Source organism: Streptomyces coelicoflavus (genome assembly GCF_045041415.1).
GTDB lineage: Bacteria > Actinomycetota > Actinomycetes > Streptomycetales > Streptomycetaceae > Streptomyces > Streptomyces coelicoflavus.
Window position 1 is genome coordinate 7919030 of record NZ_CP108218.1, and the last position, 18586, is coordinate 7937615.

General features: G+C 70.2%; 19 protein-coding genes and 5 pseudogenes. 14 read left to right on the top strand and 10 right to left on the bottom strand.

Features of this window, described 5'->3' with window-relative positions:
• Window positions 1-398 precede the first annotated feature (398 nt).
• On the top strand, window positions 399-671 hold the full coding sequence (locus OHA99_RS35695) for a hypothetical protein (RefSeq protein ID WP_165687054.1): 273 nt from the start codon (window positions 399-401) through the stop codon (window positions 669-671).
• Window positions 672-864: 193 nt separating this feature from the next.
• On the opposite strand, the gene OHA99_RS35700 is transcribed toward OHA99_RS35695, so the two are convergent.
• From OHA99_RS35700 to OHA99_RS35715, 4 genes are read right to left on the bottom strand one after another with little or no spacing between them, the layout of a single operon-like run.
• On the bottom strand, window positions 865-1041 hold the full coding sequence (locus OHA99_RS35700) for a hypothetical protein (protein ID WP_153181550.1): 177 nt from the start codon (window positions 1039-1041) through the stop codon (window positions 865-867).
• Window positions 1042-1100: 59 nt separating this feature from the next.
• Complete coding sequence (locus OHA99_RS35705; RefSeq protein WP_381497616.1) at window positions 1101-1385, bottom strand: MGMT family protein; 285 nt, start codon at window positions 1383-1385, stop codon at window positions 1101-1103.
• Window positions 1382-1918, bottom strand: a complete 537-nt coding sequence (locus OHA99_RS35710; RefSeq protein WP_153181552.1) for a DUF488 family protein — start codon at window positions 1916-1918, stop codon at window positions 1382-1384. The genes OHA99_RS35705 and OHA99_RS35710 overlap by 4 nt, the downstream gene beginning before the upstream one ends.
• Window positions 1919-1925: 7 nt before the next feature.
• Window positions 1926-2135 (bottom strand): DUF2945 domain-containing protein, encoded by a 210-nt coding sequence (locus OHA99_RS35715; RefSeq protein ID WP_007388479.1) that lies wholly within the window; start codon window positions 2133-2135, stop codon window positions 1926-1928.
• Window positions 2136-2568: 433 nt separating this feature from the next.
• Here OHA99_RS35715 and OHA99_RS35720 point away from each other — a divergent pair, with 433 nt between their 5' ends.
• The 3 genes from OHA99_RS35720 (at window position 2569) to OHA99_RS35730 (ending at window position 4962) form a co-directional block, all read left to right on the top strand.
• Window positions 2569-3315, top strand: coding sequence for a methyltransferase domain-containing protein (locus tag OHA99_RS35720; RefSeq protein ID WP_366472761.1), 747 nt, complete (start codon window positions 2569-2571; stop codon window positions 3313-3315).
• Window positions 3316-3501: 186 nt separating this feature from the next.
• Entirely contained in the window at window positions 3502-4200 is a 699-nt protein-coding gene (locus OHA99_RS35725; protein WP_405698851.1) for a DUF2249 domain-containing protein, read from the top strand.
• A 51-nt stretch (window positions 4201-4251) separates the two neighbouring features.
• Window positions 4252-4962 (top strand): helix-turn-helix transcriptional regulator, encoded by a 711-nt coding sequence (locus OHA99_RS35730; RefSeq protein ID WP_405698852.1) that lies wholly within the window; start codon window positions 4252-4254, stop codon window positions 4960-4962.
• A 65-nt stretch (window positions 4963-5027) separates the two neighbouring features.
• Here the strand turns inward: OHA99_RS35730 and OHA99_RS35735 are convergent.
• Window positions 5028-6232: pseudogene (locus OHA99_RS35735) on the bottom strand (PP2C family protein-serine/threonine phosphatase).
• A 374-nt stretch (window positions 6233-6606) separates the two neighbouring features.
• Between OHA99_RS35735 and OHA99_RS35740 the strand changes: the two are divergent.
• From OHA99_RS35740 to OHA99_RS35750, 3 genes are all read left to right on the top strand, one after another.
• On the top strand, window positions 6607-7161 hold the full coding sequence (locus OHA99_RS35740; RefSeq protein ID WP_381497609.1) for a hypothetical protein: 555 nt from the start codon (window positions 6607-6609) through the stop codon (window positions 7159-7161).
• Window positions 7162-7427: 266 nt separating this feature from the next.
• Window positions 7428-9380 (top strand): APC family permease, encoded by a 1953-nt coding sequence (locus tag OHA99_RS35745; protein WP_164386152.1) that lies wholly within the window; start codon window positions 7428-7430, stop codon window positions 9378-9380.
• A gap of 155 nt (window positions 9381-9535) precedes the next feature.
• Entirely contained in the window at window positions 9536-10144 is a 609-nt protein-coding gene (locus tag OHA99_RS35750; RefSeq protein WP_405698855.1) for a hypothetical protein, read from the top strand.
• A 16-nt stretch (window positions 10145-10160) separates the two neighbouring features.
• Here OHA99_RS35750 and OHA99_RS35755 read toward each other — a convergent pair.
• Window positions 10161-10359: pseudogene (locus OHA99_RS35755) on the bottom strand (amidase); the annotation flags it as partial.
• Window positions 10360-10591: 232 nt separating this feature from the next.
• On the opposite strand from OHA99_RS35755, the gene OHA99_RS35760 reads away from it, so the two are divergent.
• From OHA99_RS35760 to OHA99_RS35770, 3 genes are all read left to right on the top strand, one after another.
• Entirely contained in the window at window positions 10592-12217 is a 1626-nt protein-coding gene (locus OHA99_RS35760) for a hypothetical protein (RefSeq protein WP_405698856.1), read from the top strand.
• Between the two features lie 199 nt (window positions 12218-12416).
• Window positions 12417-12617: a hypothetical protein gene (locus tag OHA99_RS35765; protein ID WP_153181559.1), complete on the top strand. Its 201-nt coding sequence runs from the start codon at window positions 12417-12419 to the stop codon at window positions 12615-12617.
• A gap of 152 nt (window positions 12618-12769) precedes the next feature.
• A complete protein-coding gene (locus OHA99_RS35770) occupies window positions 12770-13288 on the top strand; it encodes a hypothetical protein (protein WP_153181560.1) in 519 nt (172 codons plus the stop codon).
• A gap of 184 nt (window positions 13289-13472) precedes the next feature.
• On the opposite strand, the gene OHA99_RS35775 is transcribed toward OHA99_RS35770, so the two are convergent.
• Complete coding sequence (locus OHA99_RS35775) at window positions 13473-15029, bottom strand: FMN-binding glutamate synthase family protein (protein ID WP_153181561.1); 1557 nt, start codon at window positions 15027-15029, stop codon at window positions 13473-13475.
• 335 nt (window positions 15030-15364) lie between these two features.
• On the opposite strand from OHA99_RS35775, the pseudogene OHA99_RS35780 reads away from it, so the two are divergent.
• Window positions 15365-15550, top strand: a pseudogene (locus tag OHA99_RS35780) (SDR family NAD(P)-dependent oxidoreductase); the annotation flags it as partial.
• A gap of 4 nt (window positions 15551-15554) precedes the next feature.
• Here OHA99_RS35780 and OHA99_RS35785 read toward each other — a convergent pair.
• Window positions 15555-15797: pseudogene (locus OHA99_RS35785) on the bottom strand (FAD-dependent monooxygenase); the annotation flags it as partial.
• Here OHA99_RS35785 and OHA99_RS35790 point away from each other — a divergent pair.
• Window positions 15798-16118, top strand: a pseudogene (locus OHA99_RS35790) (LysR family transcriptional regulator); the annotation flags it as partial.
• An 8-nt stretch (window positions 16119-16126) separates the two neighbouring features.
• Here the strand turns inward: OHA99_RS35790 and OHA99_RS35795 are convergent.
• The gene (locus OHA99_RS35795; RefSeq protein ID WP_153181563.1) at window positions 16127-16501 is read right to left on the bottom strand and encodes a helix-turn-helix domain-containing protein; all 375 of its coding nucleotides are present in this window, start codon (window positions 16499-16501) and stop codon (window positions 16127-16129) included.
• A gap of 77 nt (window positions 16502-16578) precedes the next feature.
• On the opposite strand from OHA99_RS35795, the gene OHA99_RS35800 reads away from it, so the two are divergent.
• Both OHA99_RS35800 and OHA99_RS35805 read left to right on the top strand, forming a co-directional pair.
• Window positions 16579-16989, top strand: a complete 411-nt coding sequence (locus tag OHA99_RS35800) for a Rid family hydrolase (RefSeq protein WP_153181564.1) — start codon at window positions 16579-16581, stop codon at window positions 16987-16989.
• A gap of 20 nt (window positions 16990-17009) precedes the next feature.
• A complete protein-coding gene (locus tag OHA99_RS35805; RefSeq protein ID WP_282882254.1) occupies window positions 17010-17252 on the top strand; it encodes a hypothetical protein in 243 nt (80 codons plus the stop codon).
• A gap of 63 nt (window positions 17253-17315) precedes the next feature.
• On the opposite strand, the gene OHA99_RS35810 is transcribed toward OHA99_RS35805, so the two are convergent.
• The gene (locus OHA99_RS35810) at window positions 17316-18533 is read right to left on the bottom strand and encodes an MFS transporter (protein WP_366472770.1); all 1218 of its coding nucleotides are present in this window, start codon (window positions 18531-18533) and stop codon (window positions 17316-17318) included.
• Between the last annotated feature and the right edge of the window lie 53 nt (window positions 18534-18586).

An 18586-nucleotide genomic window follows, 5' to 3' on the forward strand; every position in this document is an offset into this window, starting at 1 on the left:
GAGGATCTCGCCATGCGCGACAGCGGCAACACCCGTGATACGCACCCGCAGGTCATCTCGGAGCCGACTGTACGTGGGTGGCGGGCCGGCGGGGACCGCCGCGGGCTCGGGCCGACCGCGCCGGTTACGCTTGCGCCATGTACATGCGGGGGCGGGCCCACAGGGCCGTAGTGGCGGCCATGGTGATCGTGCCCATATTGAGTGGTTGTTCCCTCGGCCAGGACAAGACCGGGTGCGGCCGTGACAGCGATGGCGTAAGCGGTTGCAGCGTCTCCGGCGAGGACGGCCGTTCGTAAGCGGCAAGTACGGACGGCGGCGGCACCGACGACGCGCGGCTTGCCCACGACGCCAGCCCCACAGCCGCCGCAGCGTCTCCCTCCCGCTCCAGCGCCCCGCCGATGAAGGACGGCACCGCCGTACTCACGCGCTGCGCGACCATGGACGATCCCTTCGTGACTCTCCAGGTGCACAACCCCAACGCACGCGACGGCGTTTTCTCCGTCACCGTCGGCCTCCAGGACTCGGCCGGCCGCACCGTGGCCGAGGCCGGTGCACAGGAGCCCGTCGCGGCGAAGGACACAGCCACCGTCCGCCTCGGCGTCGCCGGTACCGGACACGTGGACAAGACGACTCACTGCACCGTCGAGCCGCGGGCCACCTTCGACTGGTGAACCCGGCCGGGGGCAACGAGTGCTGGTCAGTCCGCCGGTGAGGCTTCCGTCGCGGCGGTGCGGGAACATCTGGCCGGTCGGATCCACGCGGAGCACCTGCGGGGCTACCCGGACCTCCTCCCGCCGCGGCAGGCCGCCGTCGCGGCCGTCCTCGGGCCGGTCGGACCGGCACGACTACGCGGTCAGCGAGACGTCACGCGACGGCGACCGCTGGAGGATCCGCGTCGCGGGCCGCTTGCCCCGAGCGGCGCTGTTCGACGTCGATCCGGGCGCACCGCACCGCGCCGGCACGGTCGACGTGCCGGGGAGCGGGGCGGAACTCGGCCGTGGTCCGGGAGGTCGTCTCGATCAGCGCGGGGTGAGCCGTCACGCACTGCCATCCGCGGTGGCCCCTCCCATGACATACCGCCTCGGCCGGTCCCGCCAGGGTCACGGCGTCCAGCGATGGCGAGCGCGGGTCATGTCCACTCGCGTTCCGCGCATCGGCGTTCTCTCGTCCCGCAGAAGGGCCGGCGCCCGCCCGCTGTGGCAGGAGGGCGGCGTCCCGTCCGCGTACACGACACGCCACCACGGCACGTTCTCGTCGAGCAGACTCATGGCCCGCCCCACCTGGCGCGCACCCACGCCGACCCGTTCGCCGACGTCACCGTAGGAGGCCACCGCGCCCGCGGGGATCGAGCACACCGCTTCCCGGACGTCGTCGACGAAGGTCACGGCGCCTCCGAGTCCGGGGGCGGGTAGACGAGACGGCCGTCGCGGACCCGTGCGTGCTCGTTCAGGGTCGCCGGCCTCGTGGCCGTCCGCGACATGATGTGCACGACCTCCACCCCGGCGACCAGCAACGCGTCGGTGATCAGCCGACGGTGGCACCGCCACGGTACCGCCTCGCTGCACATGATCGCGGGCCGCTCCTGCCGCGCCAGCCGGATCAACTGGTCCAGACCCTCCGCGAATTCGTCGCCCGCCATGTAATCGGCATAGTCGCGGAACGCCTTCACCCGCCAAGCGCCGTTCTCGCTGGGGACCCCCTTGGGGGTGTGCCGCCGGCCGCCGAGCTGAGCGATCCAGCGGTATTCGATCTCGGACGGCAAGTGCTCCACGACAGCGGACCGGTTCCACTGGGGATGTTTCCTCGACGAGGGGTAGGAGCGCACATCCACCAGGCAGGTGATGTCATGGCTGCGCAGCATCTCCAGCACCTCGTCGAATGCACGCGTCGAATGCCCGAGCGTGTGGACCAGGTTCACAGCGCCCCTACGCCTTCTTCAGTGCTCCACCCTTGTGCATGGCGACATGATCGGTCTTGTCGCTCTTGATTTCGTATTGCGGGTCGTCTGCCGAGCAGTGGCGCGTACGGCCCTTGAATTCCACATCACGGGTGTGCTTCTTGACGATGACGCCTTCGACGTGTCCGGCCTCGGAATTCCAGCGCACGTGGTCTCCCACGGAAAAGTCGCCCGCCATGTGAGGTCTCTCCGTTCCGCTTCGGCCGACGAGATGCGCGGGGCTCGGCGTCTCGCATTCGATACGTCCTCCAGCGTCTCACGTGGCCAGGAGGGAAGCCATCCGTGCACCGGTCGTGCAGTCGGATGCTAGGCTGCGCAGCGGTGTGATGATCATTCGGCTTACGGAGATACGAGGAGGTGTGTTGATGACTGTCGTGGAAACGCCCGCTGCGCGCGGCGCCCGAGTCGTCCTCACCTCCCAGGCCTCGTCCTGACCTCCGCCTGCCTCCCTCCCGCGTAGGAGCGGATTCGGCACGCCTGCCGTCCGACGGGGCCCCGATCCAAGGGTCTCCACGTTGTCCCGTCAACCCGAGCCGTACCCACCTGCTCCCTCCTCTCCCGCGCACGTTCCGACTCCGGCCGACCGCGGCCCGACGGAAGGGAACCCGGTCATGGACCTTCCCCGCATCTTCACCATCCGTGAGAGCGGCCACCGCATCCACAACCCGCTGACCCCGGCGAAACTCGCCGCGCTGGGAGAATCTCTCCACCTCGCCCCCGGGACCCGGGTGCTCGATCTGGCCAGCGGATCCGGCGAGATGCTGTGCACCTGGGCCCGCGACCACGGAGTCACGGGCAGCGGGGTGGACATCAGCACGGTCTTCACCGAGCAGGCCCGGGCCCGTGCCGCCGAACTCGGTGTCGCCGACCGGGTCCAGTTCATCCACGGAGACGCCTCGAGCCATGTGGCGGACCGGCCCGTCGACCTGGCCGCCTGTGTGGGTGCCACCTGGATCGGGAACGGCGTCGCCGGAACGGCCGAACTGCTCGATCGCAGCCTCCGCCCCGGCGGCCTGATGGTGATCGGCGAGCCCTACTGGCGGCGGACCCCTCCGGACGAGGAGACCGCCACCGCCTGCCACGCCGCCTCCGTCGCCGACTTCCTGGAACTCCCGGACCTGATCGGGAAGTTCCAGGGCCTCGGCTACGACGTCGTGGAGATGACGCTCGCCGACCAGGAGTGCTGGGACCGCTATGCCGCGGCCCAGTGGCTCACCATGCGCCGCTGGCTCGACCGTCATCCGGACGACGAACTGGCCGACGAGGTACGGAAGGCCCTCGACACCGAGCCCGCCCAGTACGCGCGCGGCACGCGTGAGTACCTCGGCTGGGGAGTCTTCGCCCTGATGAAGCGCTGACCTGGCGTCCCGTGCGGGGTCCGGACGCCACAGCGCCCGGGCCGCGCACGGGTCCGCTCGAAATCCGTCGTCACCGCTGCCGCATCAGTGCGTTACACGGAGTCATTGTTATGAATCCGCATGTAATAATTGGCGCCGGTAGTCGCCGAGGCAGACCGCCCCGGCCGGGACGAAGAGGGATCACACATGGCACCCGCCGCAGACGTGTACATCCAGGCGACCGACACCGACCCGGACATCCAGGCCCAGGCGGTCATCGAGGAAGCCCACCGGAAGGTACTGGAGGGGCTGGCCGCGCTGACCGGGTCCGAGCCCGCCGCCGAGACCGGCACCGCGTTCGCCGGACAACTGCGCGACCTCCTGACCGCCACCGATCAGACCCTGTACGCCGCCGCGTCCGGCGCCGCCGAAACCCGGCTGCTGGTCCGGGCGCTCCGTGCCGCGGCCGACGCGATCGGCCGGCACGCCGACTCCCTGACCGCCGCGAGCGACGGGGGTGCACTCTCCGGCGCGGTCCGCGTCCTCGAAGGGATGCTCACGGTCCATGTCGGCATGGAGCGGGCCGTGCTGCTGCCCGCACTGGCGGCACTGCCCGGAGTGGACCTGTCCGCACTCGTCGGCGACTTCACCACCGTCCTGGAGGGTGGCCGGCTGGAGGATCCGGCGATCGTCGACGTCCGCGAGATCCCGCACGGCCAACGCCACCCGCGCATCTTCACCCGCTTCGCCCGCCTGGCGGCCGAAGAGAGCTTCGTCCTGGTCAACAACCACGATCCCAAGCCGCTGCGCCGCGAATTCGAGGCCACCCACTCCGGCCGTTTCACCTGGGAGTACGTCGAGTCCGGGCCCGAGCGGTGGCAGGTGCGCATCACACGGGTGAGGTAGGCGGCGGGTTTCCCCTCGTTGCTACGACGCGCGCTGGGTAAAATCGGCGGAATGAGCGAACGGACGCTGCACGACCCGGCCGGACCTCCCGCCGTGGGGGAGAGCCGCGCCCATGTGCTCGACGTGCTGCGTGCCGCACCCGGCGCGGTCGGTGTACGGGAGATCGCCGAGCAGACCGGCCTGCACTCCAATACGGCCCGCTTCCACCTCGACACTCTGGTCAAGGACGGATTCGCCGAGCGCGCCACCGAGGGAAGCGGCCGCCCCGGGAGGCCCCGCGTCGTCTACCGCGCCGTCGCCACCTCCCCCGTACGGGAAGGCCACCGCAGCTACCAACTGCTCGCCCGGATGCTCACCGGCCTCGTCACCGAGGCCCTGGCGCAACCGGCCCGGGCCGCCGTCGGCGCGGGGGAGGCGTGGGGCCGCTACCTCGTCGACACCCCCTCGCCCGCCCGGCGCATCGACACCGAGGAGGCCGTCCGGCGGCTGACCCGGGTCCTCACGGACGTCGGCTTCGCCCCCGGCCCCGTCCAGGATCGTCCGAACCCGGTCGTCCCGCTGCGCCACTGCCCGTTCCGGGAAGTCGCCGAAGAGCACCGCGACACGGTGTGTTCGCTGCACCTGGGCCTCATGCGCGGCGCCCTGGAAGAAGTACGCGCCCCGCTCCGCGTCGAACGGCTCGATCCCTTCGTCGAGCCGTCCCTGTGCCTGGCCCATCTCGCACCCGCGGAAGCGCACCGGACACCGGACCACGCTGCCTGAGCGCCCACCTGAGGACCGCGATCAGTACGGCCGACTCGCGTTGGCACCGCGAGCCGGTCGAGTGGTCAGGCGGGTGGGTAGGTGGGGTCGGGAAGGCGGTCGATGTTGCCGTGCCACTGGCAGAGCAGGACGGTGGCGTCGTCGTCGAGCTTGCCGTCGTGGTAGTCCAGGACGGCGCGGATGAGTCGGCGCAGCGTCTCGGGCACGGGCAGGCCGTCGCTCTGGTGACGGATGACGAAGTCGACGAAGCGTTCCCGTCCGAACTCCTGGCCGTCGGCATCGCGTGCCTCGGTGATGCCGTCGGTGTACAGCAGAACCCGGTCACCCGGTTCCAGCTGCACGTCGCACACGTTGGCCGGGAGGCCGAGGTCGGTACCCAGGGGGTGCGAGGGCGAACACGGCAGGTCCGACGTCCAGCGGCCGCCGCGGACCAGGACCGGCGCGTGGTGGCCGCAGTTGACCCAGGTCAGTACCCCCGTGGTCATGTCGAGTTCGGCCAGGATCGCGGTGGCGTAGCGGGTGTGGGCGTAGTGAGTGATGAGCAACCGCTCGATGACCGCGCAGATTTCGGGCAGGGTGGCGTCCTGGCGCCGTTGGTTGCGAAAGGCGGCCATGGCCAGGTTGGCGGTCAGGCCGGCGCCGGTGTCGTGGCCCATGGCGTCCAGGATCGCCAGGTAGGTGACATCGCCGGCGACGCCGTAGTCGAAGGCGTCCCCTGCGGCGGCGTAGGCGGGTTCCATGGCCGCGGCGAGGGTGACCCGGTCGTTGGAGAAGGTCCGGGGCGGCATGACGGGCCACTGCATCTCCGCGGAGACGGTCATCCGCGTGGTCCGGATCAGCCGGGCGAAGGCGTCGCTGTTGGTGCGCTTGCTCGCCAGGAGCAGTGCCACCAGTGAGGCCAGGTCCAAGGCCGCCTCGAGGACCGCGTCGTCACCGTGGTCGGTGTCCACGCGCAGCACTCCCAGGCGCGCTCGGCGCCGTCCAGCAGGGGGAGCCAGTGCCGGAGCCGGTCCTGCTCCACGGCACGGACCGTGATCGGCCGGGATTCGGTGTACGCACTCCCGGCCGCGGTGGCCATGATCCGCAGCTGCTGTCCCTCCCGGCCCGCGTCGGGACCGCTCCCGGTGACCTCCCGCAGCACCTCTCCCTGGAGATCGCTCACGAAGATCCCCGCTCGGTGCAGGCCGGCGGTCTCGGCGTGCCGGGCGACCAAGAGGGGCATCTGTTCGAAGGTGGCCAGATGGCCCGCGCGCAGAAGTGCGCGTTGCATTCGCGCCGTCGGCTGGGAAACCAAGGCGACACCCCAGAGAACGGGGACAGCCCGCGTTCGTCCACCCGCGGTCTCCCGCAGGGGCGAGAGACCGCACGCTTGTTGCCGGGCAGACGAGAACGAGTAGCCCGAGCGGCCAGTACATCTCCCAGGGTACGGATCGTGCGTCCGGGAGGGCCGATGACGACGTACGCGGTTCCGAGGAGGCTCCGAGGGGGCGGGGCACCGTGACGGGCCCATCCGGGTGTGGCCGCACTCCGAACAGACGCGGTCGGATGGTCGCTCCGTCAGCCCGGAGGTGCACTGAGCCCGTCGGCCCCGACAGGCGGGCCGGGTGCTGCCCCTGGGGGTGGCCGACCAGAAAGGGAACCTTCATGAAACGGCTCCGGGCAGCCACCGTACTGGCCTCCGCCCTGCTGGTCGCCACCGCGGCGACCGGGTGTGCGGGCGACGGCGGCGAAAGCGCCGCCGACGGTACGGAGACCGGCAACGCCGCCGACCGCCTCGACACCAACGTGGTTCCGGCGGCGACCTCGTCGGCGGCACCCGCGGCCGAGGTCAAGGACGGCACCTACGGCAAGATGCTGGTCGACGAGAAGGGCCGGACGCTCTACCTCTTCGAGAAGGACACGAAGAACAAGTCGAAGTGCGACGGTGACTGTGCCAAGGCATGGCCGCCCTTCACCGTCAAGAAGACACCCACCGCGGGCAAGGGCGTGAAGAAGGACCTGCTCGGGACCGCCAAGCGGGGCGACGGGTCCGAGCAGGTGACGTACGACGGGCACCCGCTGTACAGGTTCGCCGACGACCAGAAGGCCGACGACACCAACGGGCAGGGCGTCGACGCCTTCGGCGCCAAGTGGTTCGTCGTCGGCCCCGACGGCAAGAAGATCACGACCAAGCCGAGCACCGGCAACGGCGGCTACTGACCCCTCGGCCCCCCGGTGCGAAGGCCACCGTCGTCGACAAGGATCCGATCACGCACACCGTGACGGCGTCCAAGGGCGGCTTGCTCCTTCGACACCGGAGACATCGACTCCGGCAGGAGCACCACCTTCACGGTGCCGTCCCAGCCGGAGGTCCGCCCGCGGGGGCGAACGGAGACCTGCCATGCCCTCACAGCCCACCGCCCCGCCCGCGCGTCGAGGCGATGCCGGTCACTGCGCCCGGGGCGGCCGCGCGCTGTGACGACGCCATGACGTTCGAACGGCCCATGTACCGCGTCAAGCGGCGGCTCCTGGGCGCGCCGCTCACGACGGAGCGGGTCAGCGAGGAGAAGCTCGGCAACCCCACGGCGCTCGGCGTACTCGCGTCCGACTGCATCAGTTCGTCGGCCTACGGCTCCGAGGAGATGCTCCGGGTCCTCGTGCCGGTGGTCGGAGCGGCCGCCTTCACCATGGTCATGCCGGTGACCGGCGCGATCCTGCTGGTGCTGCTGCTCCTGACGCTCTGTTACAGCGACGTCGTGACGATCTACACCCGGGCCGGTGGCTCCTACGTCGTCGCGCGGGAGAACTTCGGGCCGAACGTCGCCCAGGTCGCCGCCGTGGCGCTGCTCGTCGACTACGTCGTCACGGTGGCCGTCCAGGTGTCGGCCGGCACGAACGCGCTGATCTCACTCGCCCACCTGGCCGGCCACGGCTGGACGGGGCTGGACCACCTCCAGTTGCCGGTGTCCGTGGTGGTGATCGTGCTGCTGGGCTACGGGAACCTGCGCGGGGTGCGCGAAGCCGGCCGGGTGTTCGCGCTGCCCGCCTATCTCTTCATCACCGCGATGGGCCTGGTCTTCCTCGTCGCGGCGGTGCGCGGACTGACGGGCGACCTGCCGCACGCCGACCTCGGTGCCCCGGGCGTGGTGCCGCTCGGAACCCCCGGTGACGGCTGGCTCTACGGCGCCTCGGCCTTCATCGTGCTGCGTTCCTTCGCCAACGGCGGCTCGTCGCTCACCGGGCTCGAAGCCATCTCGAACGGCATCTCCGCCTTCCGTGAACCGCAGGGCCGCAACGCCCGGCGGACCCTCATCACCATGAGCTGCGTGCTCGCCGCCCTGGTCCTGGGCGTCTCCACCCTCGCGCACGTCACCCACGCCGTCCCCTACGCCGACGGGACCCCCACCGTCATCGCCCAGGAGGCAAGGCTCGCCTTCGGCACCGGAACGGTGGGGACCGTCGGACTGGTCTTCGTCCAGCTGGCGACCGCGCTGATCCTCTACACCGGTGCCAACACCCCCTTCACCGGGTTCCCGTTCCTGGCCAGCTTCGTCGCGGAGGACCGGTTCCTGCCCAGGCTGCTCACCCGGCGCGGGCACCGGCTGGCGTTCTCCAACGGCATCGTCACGCTCTCCGCCCTCTCGCTCGCCCTGCTGCTCGCCACGGGCGCCAACGTCGACAAGCTGGTGGCCCTGTACGCGATCGGCGTGTTCACCGCCTTCACCATGGCCGGCAGCGGCCTCACCGCGTACCACCTGCGCAGGCGTGAACCGCGGCGCCGACTGAAGATCACGGTCAACGCGCTCGCGGCGTTCGTCTCCGCAGCCGTGGTGCTGATCTTCGCCGTCACTAAGTTCACCGAGGGCGCCTGGCTGGTCGTCGTGGTCTTCCCGCTGGGAGTCTGGGTACTGATCCGGATCAACCGCGAGTACCGGCGTGAGGCCGCCGCCCTGGAGCGGCTGCCCATGGGCGCGGACCGGCCGCGTACCCGGCGCCACCAGGTGTTCGTCCTCGTCGAGACTCTGGACCTGGCCGCGCTGAAGGCCTTGCGCTACGCCCACGAGCTGCGGCCCGACAGCGTCCGTGCCGTGCACTTCGCCATCGACGAGGCGCACGCGCGCCGTCTGTCCGCCCGCTGGGCGTCGACGTCCGCGACCTCGGTCGAGCTGGAAGTGGTGGCCTGCCCCGACCGCCGGCTCCGTCACGCGATGCGGGAACTGGCCGTCCGTACCACGCAGGACGGGGACACGTCCCTGACGGTGCTCGTGCCCCGGCGGATGTACGCCAACGCCCTCGGCAAGCTCCTGCACCGGGGGACCGGCGAGAAGATGTCGAGGACGCTGGAGCTGCTGCCGCACATCGCGGTCACGATCCTGCCGTTCAACGCGTCGCGGGCCATGCGGGCACTGGAGTCCGACCGCCCGCCCGACATGGACTGAGCCTCCTCAGCAGGTCGCCGGCGAAGCGCCCCGTCGGAGTCATGGGCGTGGTGACGGCCGCGGGAACGACGGCGTTGACCAGCACCCCGGTCGTGGCGAGTTCCTGGCCCAGGGACGGGCCGGGCTGCCGTCCTTCAGGTTGCTAGGGTGCCGTCATGCTTCCGTACGCTCCCGGGGCGTCGCTCGGCGCCGGGCGCCGGGAATGGCGGCAGGCGCTGGTCACCCTGGGCTGCCAGTTGGCCGCCGTGGGACCCCGACGGCACGAGGACTGGCTGGTGGACGCCGCTGCGGTGCTCCAGTTCCGCACCCGCGATCCGCGCGGCTGGCTGCCCGACGCCCACACCGGATGGCCCGAGCGCACCAGGCACTCCCCGTACTACCCCTTCGACCGGCTGGAGCCGCATCACCTCGACCATCATCTGGAACTGCTGACCCACGAGGCCGCGGTGGAGCTGACCGCGCTGCACTGGACCGCCACACCCTACGGCGGTGCCCAACCGCCCGGCGCGTGCCACCCGGTGCGACGGCGTCGGCTGTGGTCGGCCGCCGGCACCCTGCTGGCCCGGTTCGGCCCCGCCGCCGTGTACGCCACCAACGCCGAGGACCTCAGCGGTGGCACGGATCCTCACTGGTACCGCGAGGGCTTCTCCCTCTCGTGCTTCGCGGGGGTCGACGCCCAGCGGGACGGTCTCATCACGGACTTCGGCATCCTGGCGGTCTCGGACACGGAGGTCGGTGCGTTCTGGAACTTCTTCGTCGACTGACCCGGCCGTGCCGGCCGGGCAGGCCGGGCATGGTGAGCGGACCGGCCCAGACGAGCTGGTCCAAGTACGGGAACCCCGACGCCGTCGATGTCGGTCCGGCGTGCCGGCAGATCAGGGCCGTGGTCGTGCGGGAACGCGGGAGTCGGCGTGATCGGACACACCACGGCGTCGAACTCGGCGAACAGCCGCCGTCAGCCGTGACGGTGGAGCTCGCGAAGATGCCCCCGGGGCTGCAGGATCTGCACAGCTTCGTCGGAGCAGGGCTGGATGCTCCGCTGTCCGCGATCACGCGTTCTCGTCCGTCGTCGGGCCCGGCCCGACGTTCCGGGAGAACCATCCGTGACTCTTGCGTCACACGCTGATTGCTGGCACTGTCCGTGCCGACAGCAGACGTCTTACGTCTGTTCTTTAAGGCAATGCCTTCGCGGCAGAGGCAAGGAGAGCGCAATGAGCGACGAGACCCGCAGAACGGTGACGAGGCGCGGTGTTCTGCGCAGTGGTGTGGCTGTGACGGCGTTGGGGGCGGGGAGCGCCCTGGCCACGGCGGGACCGTCGAGCGCAAGGCCGCAGGCCGCGGCCCCCACGGCCGCCGGTGCTCCGCCGGCCGACCCGACGAGCCGGTCGCACAAGTACTTCGCGTTCGACACCGGACTCTGGAACGGCCACCGGGGGATGGAGAACTGCCGGATCGGGATGGGCGGTTTCGTCAAGGACGACGACCACAATCCGCTGTTCCGGGAGGGAATCTTCGAGAACCCCCGGTTGCCCTGGGAACCACGCTTCGACAACGGGTACCCCAACGTCTTCTGGGACCCCGAGCACAAGAAGTTCCGCTGCTACTACACACTCTTCCTCCGCGATCCGGCCTCGCTCGACACACCCCCGGACCAGCGGCTCACGCGGGACTACGTCATAGCCGACCGGGAAACCGGCTGCTGCTACGCGGAGTCCACCGACGGGGTGAACTGGACCAAGCCCGCACTGGGTCTGGTCAGCTTCGACGGCAGCAAGAACAACAACATCCTTTACGAGCACGTCCAAGGCACATCCGTGCTCTACGACCCGGAGGACCCCGACCCCGCGCGCAGGTACAAGCTGATCACGCTGCGCGAAGCCGGTGGAACGTCGCTGTGCGTGGCCTTCTCGTCCGACGGCATCCACTTCACCGAACTGAAGCCCTGGCCGGCCAACAGCCCGTCCCCGGGCGCGGACTGCCACAACCTCGTCTTCCGCGACTCGCGCACGGACGAGTACGTACTCATCACACGGCTGTGGGACAGCAACATCCGCGTGTCCGCGATGTCGCGGTCCGCGGACTTCATCAACTGGTCCAAGCCGGTCGAGGTGCACCGGGGCAACGGATTCGACTCCCAGATCTACTCGATGCCGGTCTTCGCGTACGGAGACCTCTACCTCGGCCTGGCCTCGCTGTACCGCGACGGCGACACCGCGCTGCCGCACCACGACACCGTCGACCTGGCCCTGCAGTGGTCCGTCAACCTGACCGAGTGGAACAACGTCGAACCCGGGGACAGCACTTTCATCCCGCACGGCGAGGGGATGGGGAAGTACCCGCGCGGCGACTTCGACAGCAGCGTCATCTTCTCGTCGGTCCCCGTGGAGATCGACGACAAGCTGTACTTCTACTACATGGGCGGGAAGGGCCGGCACACCGGCTGGCGCGAGTCCGCACTCGGCCGGGGCTACATCGAGAAGGACAAGTTCGCCTGCTACGAGAGCCGCACAGGCAACAAGCCGACGTCCATCACCACACAGGGCCTCAACTTCTTCGGCGACGACGTCGAGCTGCTCGTCGACATCGATGACGGCGGCTGGGTCGAAGTGGACCTCATGAACCAGGGCGGCACCGTCGTCCAGCGCGGCTTCGAAGCCGACAACAGCACGCTCCGAGACGTCGGCCACGGCTGGCGCCGGCTCACGTGGCACGACTCGTCCGTCATGGACCTCGACCGCGGTTCGTTCTACGCGCTGAGGATCACGATGCGCAAGGCGCGGCTCTGGGCAATCCAGGGTGACTTGTACGTCCGTCCCTTGAAGTACACCAAGCCGTAACCGCTGGGTCGCGGCCCCCAACCCCCGGCCCCCAGGGCGATCCGGACGTGGACGCTCTCCTCGTCCCTGCCATGCGCTCATCGCGCTGAACGCTCGCCCTGGACCTGCCGTCGGCCTCGTGGGCCGACGAGGTGGCGGGGGCGACGGGGCCGGTGGACGTCACGGATGTGGCCTCGGTGGAGTCGGCGTCCCGAACGGCATGCGGTACTTCGGACGCCGGGGCGTCGTCCTGACAACGGGCGACTACTCCGCCTCCACGGAGCTGAAGGCGAAGCACGTGGGTGAGGACGCGGCACGGATCCCGCCGGTGAACCCGGCGAGCACGGGCGACGGTTTCCACCTGGGCGAGGAGGCCGGCGGCCACACCCCCCAGATGGACCGCCTGTACGAGGGGCGCTGACCAGCTGGACCGGCCCGAACGTCACCATGTACCGGGCGGTGGCCGCCACGGAGAGCAATACGGGGTTCATGATCTTCGACCGGCGGGTCGCGCGGAGGTTCTCCGCGTGGCCGAACCCGGTCTCCACGTTCCCGGGCGTCTCGTACGCCTAAGTGCAGGACTACAAGCGGTACCGGCCGGACGTGTACCACCGCGCCGAGACCCTGGAGGAGTTGGCGGACGCGATCGGTGTCGACCCGGCCACCCTGCGCGCCACGGTGGACCGGTGGAACCAGAACGTGCGGGACGGCAAGGACGCGGACCACGGCCGCCGTCACCTGGGCAACGGGGTCGCACAGGGCCCGTTCTACGCGCTGGGCCCCATGAACGCCTACGTCACCCTCGCCGACGGAGGCCTCGGAGTCGACGACCAGCTGCCCGTGGTGCGCGAGGACGGTACGCCCGTCCCTCACGGCAGGCCGCCGGTCCGCGTGTCGTTGACCCTTGACCGGGGTGCCGACCGCACGGCCCTTCCGATCGGGGTCGGCGACGCCGGCCCCGCTGTGGACACCGGCCTTCTGCGGGCACTGGCCCAGCCACACGTACCGGTCGTCCGAAGCACACAGCTCCGCAGGCGGTTTGTCGCAGCCCACCACCGACCCGCTCGGTGTTCCCTCTCCATCCCGGCGTGACGAGCGGGCCGCACAGGGCGGGGCCGGTGGCTTCGGCGGGCGGATTCGGGTCGAGGTCGCTGACGCTCAGGACGTCGTCGTACTTGCCGTTGTGTTCATCGACGAGACTCCGGCCCGGAGGCCGGGCGGACCGGTGCGGGGACGTTGCGCGCGAACGCCCCCGCACCACCGACGGGAGGGCCTGTCAGGCCTGCAGAGTGTCCCGGGCCGTGCCCGGCTCGGCCGCGAGCAGCGCGGTGATCTCGTGGGCGAGGCGCGGGCCGAGTTCGCCCCAGCCGTCCTTGTAGCCGTAGGCGGCGGCCAGGGTACGGGCGTCGTAGTCACCGTTGAGTATTTCGATGTCCGTGGCCGTGATGAGCCCCGGGTGGGCCACGCCCACGGCCGCCGAGAGCTTCGTCAGCTCCTTGCGCAGGGTGCGCAGGTACACGGCGGCCCGGGTGGCCTTCGACTCCGGGTCGAGGCCGCGGGCCAGCCACGGGTTCTGGGTGGCGACACCCGTGGGGCACTTGTCCGTGTGGCACTTCTGCGACTGGATGCAGCCGATGGACAGCATCGCCTCCCGGCCCACGTTGACCATGTCGGCGCCGAGGGCGAAGGCCACCGCGGCGTTGTCGGGCAGACCGAGCTTGCCGGAGCCGATGAACGTCAGCTCGTCGGTCAGACCCCGCTCGGCGAAGGCGCCGTAGACCCGGGAGAAGCCCATCCGGAAGGGCAGCGACACGGAGTCTGTGAAGGTGAGCGGTGCCGCCCCGGTGCCGCCCTCGCCACCGTCGACGGTCACGAAGTCGACCCCGCGGTCGCCACGCGCCATCAGCGTGGCCAGCTCGTCCCAGAAGTCCATCTCACCCACCGCGCTCTTGATGCCGACCGGCACCCCGGTCTCGGCGGCGATCAGTTCGACGAAGTCCAGCATCGAGTCGACGTCGCCGAACGCGGTGTGGCGGGACGGCGAGGCGCAGTCCTTGCCCTGAGGGATGCCGCGGATCTCCGCGATCTCCGGCGTCACCTTCGCACCGGGCAGCATCCCGCCCAGCCCGGGCTTGGCACCCTGGGACAGCTTGATCTCTATCGCCCTGACCGGGGCGCCCGCGACCACTTCCTTGAGCCTGTCGAGGTTGAAGCTGCCGTCCTCGTTGCGGCAGCCGAAGTATGCCGTACCGATCTGGAGAACGAGGTCGGCGCCGTTGCGATGGTACGGAGACAGGCCGCCCTCGCCCGTGTTGTGCATCGTTCCGGCCAGCGCAGCCCCCTTGTTGAGGGCCGTGACCGCGGCGCCGGAGAGCGATCCGAAGCTCATCGCCGAGATGTTCACGACGCTGTTCGGGCGGAACGCCTTGGCCCGGCCGCGCGGTCCCCCCAGCACCTTGGCGGACGGCACGGCATCGGGGAGGTCCGGCCGGCCGTGCGACTCGGGCAGGCTGTCGGCGAACGTGCGCTGCTTCACGTATGCGCGTCCCTGCACGTGCTCGACGTCGACGTCGGTGCCGAATCCGAAGTAGTTGTTCTCCTCCTTCGCCGACGCGTAGATCCACGTCCGCTGATCACGGCTGAAGGGCCGCTCCTCCTCGTTGGACGTCACGATGTACTGCCGCAGCTCCGGCCCGATGGTCTCCAGCAGGTACCGGGCGTGCCCGACCAGCGGGAAATTCCTCAGCAGCGCGTGCTTCTTCTGGAGGAGGTCGCGGGCGGCCACCAGGGCCAGTGCCGCTGCGGTCGCAGTGCCGATGCTCCGGGCGCGCATGAGTCTTCCCCTTCTCGATGGCCGGCTTCGTCGCCCCGTCGGTGGACGTCGTCGGGTCATGTGGGGCGGCGGGCACGGCCGAACCGGTGTCAGTGTCCGCCGAAGAACGCAGTGCGATGGTAGGGGGACCTCGGAAGGCGGCACGCGGCCGGGGTGACCCTCGACGAAGGGGGAGGCCTGCCGACCCCGACGCCCCGCCAGCCTCTGATGCGGTGAGGCATGCGGACACCGAGCACCCAACACCCCACATCGCTCAGCGGGAGTGGTCCAGACGAAACGGCCTGGGTCGTCCTCCAGGGTGGTCCGCATGACGATCGGCACGGGAGTCGCCGGCCCTGACCAACCCCGCCTCGGTTCGCGACTTCGCTTCCGGCGTCGCGGAACACACGGACCGCGTCGACGTGCTCGTCAACAACGGTTCCCGCTACCTCGCCGGGCCGGACCTGCTGTCCGCGACCGACGCCGACGTTGCCAACACCATCGCCTCCGGCGTCACCGGCACGGCCCTGACCACGAAGAGCGTCAGATGGCCATGCCGGTCGGTTCGGGCCTGTCCGTGATGCCGATCGCGGCCCGGGTGGCGGAACCGAGGCCGTCGGCGGCGACCACCGGGTCGTAGCGGCCCTCGGTGCCGTCGCTGAGACGCACGGAGACTCCGTCCGCGTCCTGGTCCAGGATCTCGGCGGTGGTGCCCGGCCGGACCGACGCCCCGCCGGCCCGTACGGCCTCGGCGAGGATCCGCTGGAGCCGCGGCCGCCGCATGCCGACCCGGTCGTCCGCCAGCTCGGCATGCTGGGCATCGAGCCGCGGGTCGAGGTCTCCGTGGACAGCTTCCAGATCATTCCGCTGCTGGTGGCCGGAACCCGGCGCGTCGCCCTGATCCAGGCCCGTCCGGCCCGGCTCCTCGCCCCGCTCGCAGCCGTGCGGGTGGTGGAACCGCCGTACGAGGCCGTGCCGTTGCGGGAGGCGATGTGGTGGCACCCCGTGCACACCCACGACGCGGCCCACATCTGGCTCCGCGAGACCGCCGCCCGCGTCGGCCGGCGGATGGCCGGAGAGCCGGGGGAGCCGGGGGAGCCCGGAGAGTGAGCGAGGCCTCAGCGGCCGGGTTCTTCTTCCCGTACGTCGAAGGCTTCGCGCGCGCGGGCGATCGCGGACATGTTCTGCGTGGCCCATGCCAGCAGTACGTCGATGGGGTGGCGAAGGGTCTTGCCGAGGGGCGTGATCCGGTACCTGACCGCCACGGGGCGGGTGGAGACGACCTCGCGCTCGATCACGCCGTTGCGTTCGAGTCGTCGAAGCGTCGAGGTCAGCGACTTCTGCGTGACCTGTGGGACGGCCCGGCGCAGTTCGTTGAAGCGGCACGGGCGTTCGCACAGTTCGTTCAGAACGCTGAGCGACCACTTGTCGAGAATCTGGTCGAGCAGTTCGCGGTGCGGGGCGTCGATGCGGAGTTCGGCGTCGGTATCCATGGCGAAACCTGGTCTCGTTGAAGTGTCCTTCTTCAACTAGGTAGCGTACAGATACCTACTGTGGAGGAGAGAACACCATGGCAGTTCAGCGTTTCACCCCGGACGGCATGCTGCAGCCGACCCCGTACCACCACGTCGCCGTGGGCACGGGGACGAAGCACGTCCACGTCAGTGGTCAGATCGCACGACGAGCCGACGGAACTCCGGTCGCACCCGGAGATCTGGCCGGCCAGGTCGCCCAGGCACTGCGCAACACGTCCATCGGCCTGACGGGTGCGGGTGCGTCGTTCGAGGACGTACTGCGCCTGACGTTCTACGTGACCCGCTGGAGCCCGGAGAAGATCGGCGACTTCATGGCAGGGGTCGAGTCCGTCGCCGACGAGATCGGGCTCCCTCTCCCCCTGCCTCCGGCCTCCCTCATCGGCGTCGACCACCTCTTCGAACCGGACGTCCTCGTCGAGGTCGAAGCGACCGCGCTCCTCGACTGAAACAGTCGTACCGCAAAGGTGTGGGCATCTGGTGCGCGCCGACGGTCGACGACCGCGAGAGCCGGCAGGCCAACATGAGGCACATGGCGCTGGAAGGCCGCCGCCTCGTACTGAGCGCCAACCAGTACCTGCTGCGCTCCGCACTGCCCGCCGACGCCCATCCGGTCCAGGGCGACGACCCGGACACCGTGCTCATCGGCGGCGGATCCACCGTCGTCTCCCCGGTCGGAGAGGTTCTGGCGGGCCCGTTGCGGGACGCCTAGGGCATTCTCACTGCCGAACTCGACCTCGGTGAATTCGGTCCGTCCGGCGCGCCGCACGCGTGCTCACTGGACGGTGCGGGACTGCGCGTCTTGTCGTGCGGATGCGGATGCGGATGCGGATGCGGGCGTCGCGGTCCGGGTGCCGGGGGCGGTGGGTTCGGGCAGGGTGCGGAAGAGGAGCCAGCTCAGGGCGGGCATGGCGATCAGGGGGGTGAGGGCGGTCCGGAGGGTCGTGGTGTCGGCGAGGTGTCCCAGCAGAGGACTGATGAGGCCGCCGATGCTGACGGTGAGGCCGAGGGTGATGCCGCTGGCGGTGCCGATGCGGGAGGGGAGGTAGTCCTGGCCGAGGGTGACCTGGAGGGAGAAGGGGACGTACAGGCCGGCGGAGGTGAGCGCTATGAAGAGGAACATGGCCGCGCCGGGCGCGTAGAGCACGCCGGTGACGGCGGCGACGGAGAGCAGATAGGACCAGCGGGAGACGCGGACGCGGTCGTAGCGGCCTGCCAGGGATCCGCCCAGGACCGAGCCGACGGCGCCGCCCAGGAAGAGCACGAACAGGGCGGCGGTGCCCGCGGTGGTGCTGCCCTGCACGCGTTGCTGGGCGTAGAGGGAGATGAAGGTGCTCAGGCCGGTGAAGACGATGGAGCGGAAGACGACCGCCAGCGACAGCTTCACGAACGAGGCCACGTCGTCCGCGCCGCGGGGCGCCCGTGTCTTGGCCGTGCCGGTCTGGGGACGGGCGAGCATCCGGAGTACGGGTACGCACAGCGCGGCGCCGGCGAGCGCGGGCAGGACGAGGACGGGTGTCCAGTGCAGGGAGCCGTGTCCGATCGCGGCCGAGACCATGAGCGGGGCGAGTGCGAAGCCGATGTTGCCGCCGAGGGAGAACCAGCTCATCGCGCTGTGGCTGCCTTCGCTGGCCAGCCGGGCCACGCGGGCGGATTCCGGGTGGTAGGCGGCCACCCCGATCCCGGAGACGGCGACGAAGAACAGGGTGAGTCCGTAGGAACCGCCGAGGCCGCTGAGCGCGATGCCCACGCCGCCCAGCAGGGTGCTGACCGGCAGCAGCCAGGGCATCGCCCACCGGTCGGTGAGCGCGCCGAACACCGGCTGGGCCACCGAGGACAGCAAGGACGCGGCCAGCACGATGCCGGAGGCGACCGCGTAGGTGTAGTCCCGTTCGGCCACGAAGAACGGGATCAACGCCGCGACGGCGCCTTGGTAGATGTCGACGCAGGCGTGGCCCACCGCCAGCAGCACGATCGATTTTTTCCTTCGCACCCTCCCATGCTGGGAGAAGCACCTGGTGTCGCGCTTTCGGTAAATTGACAGGT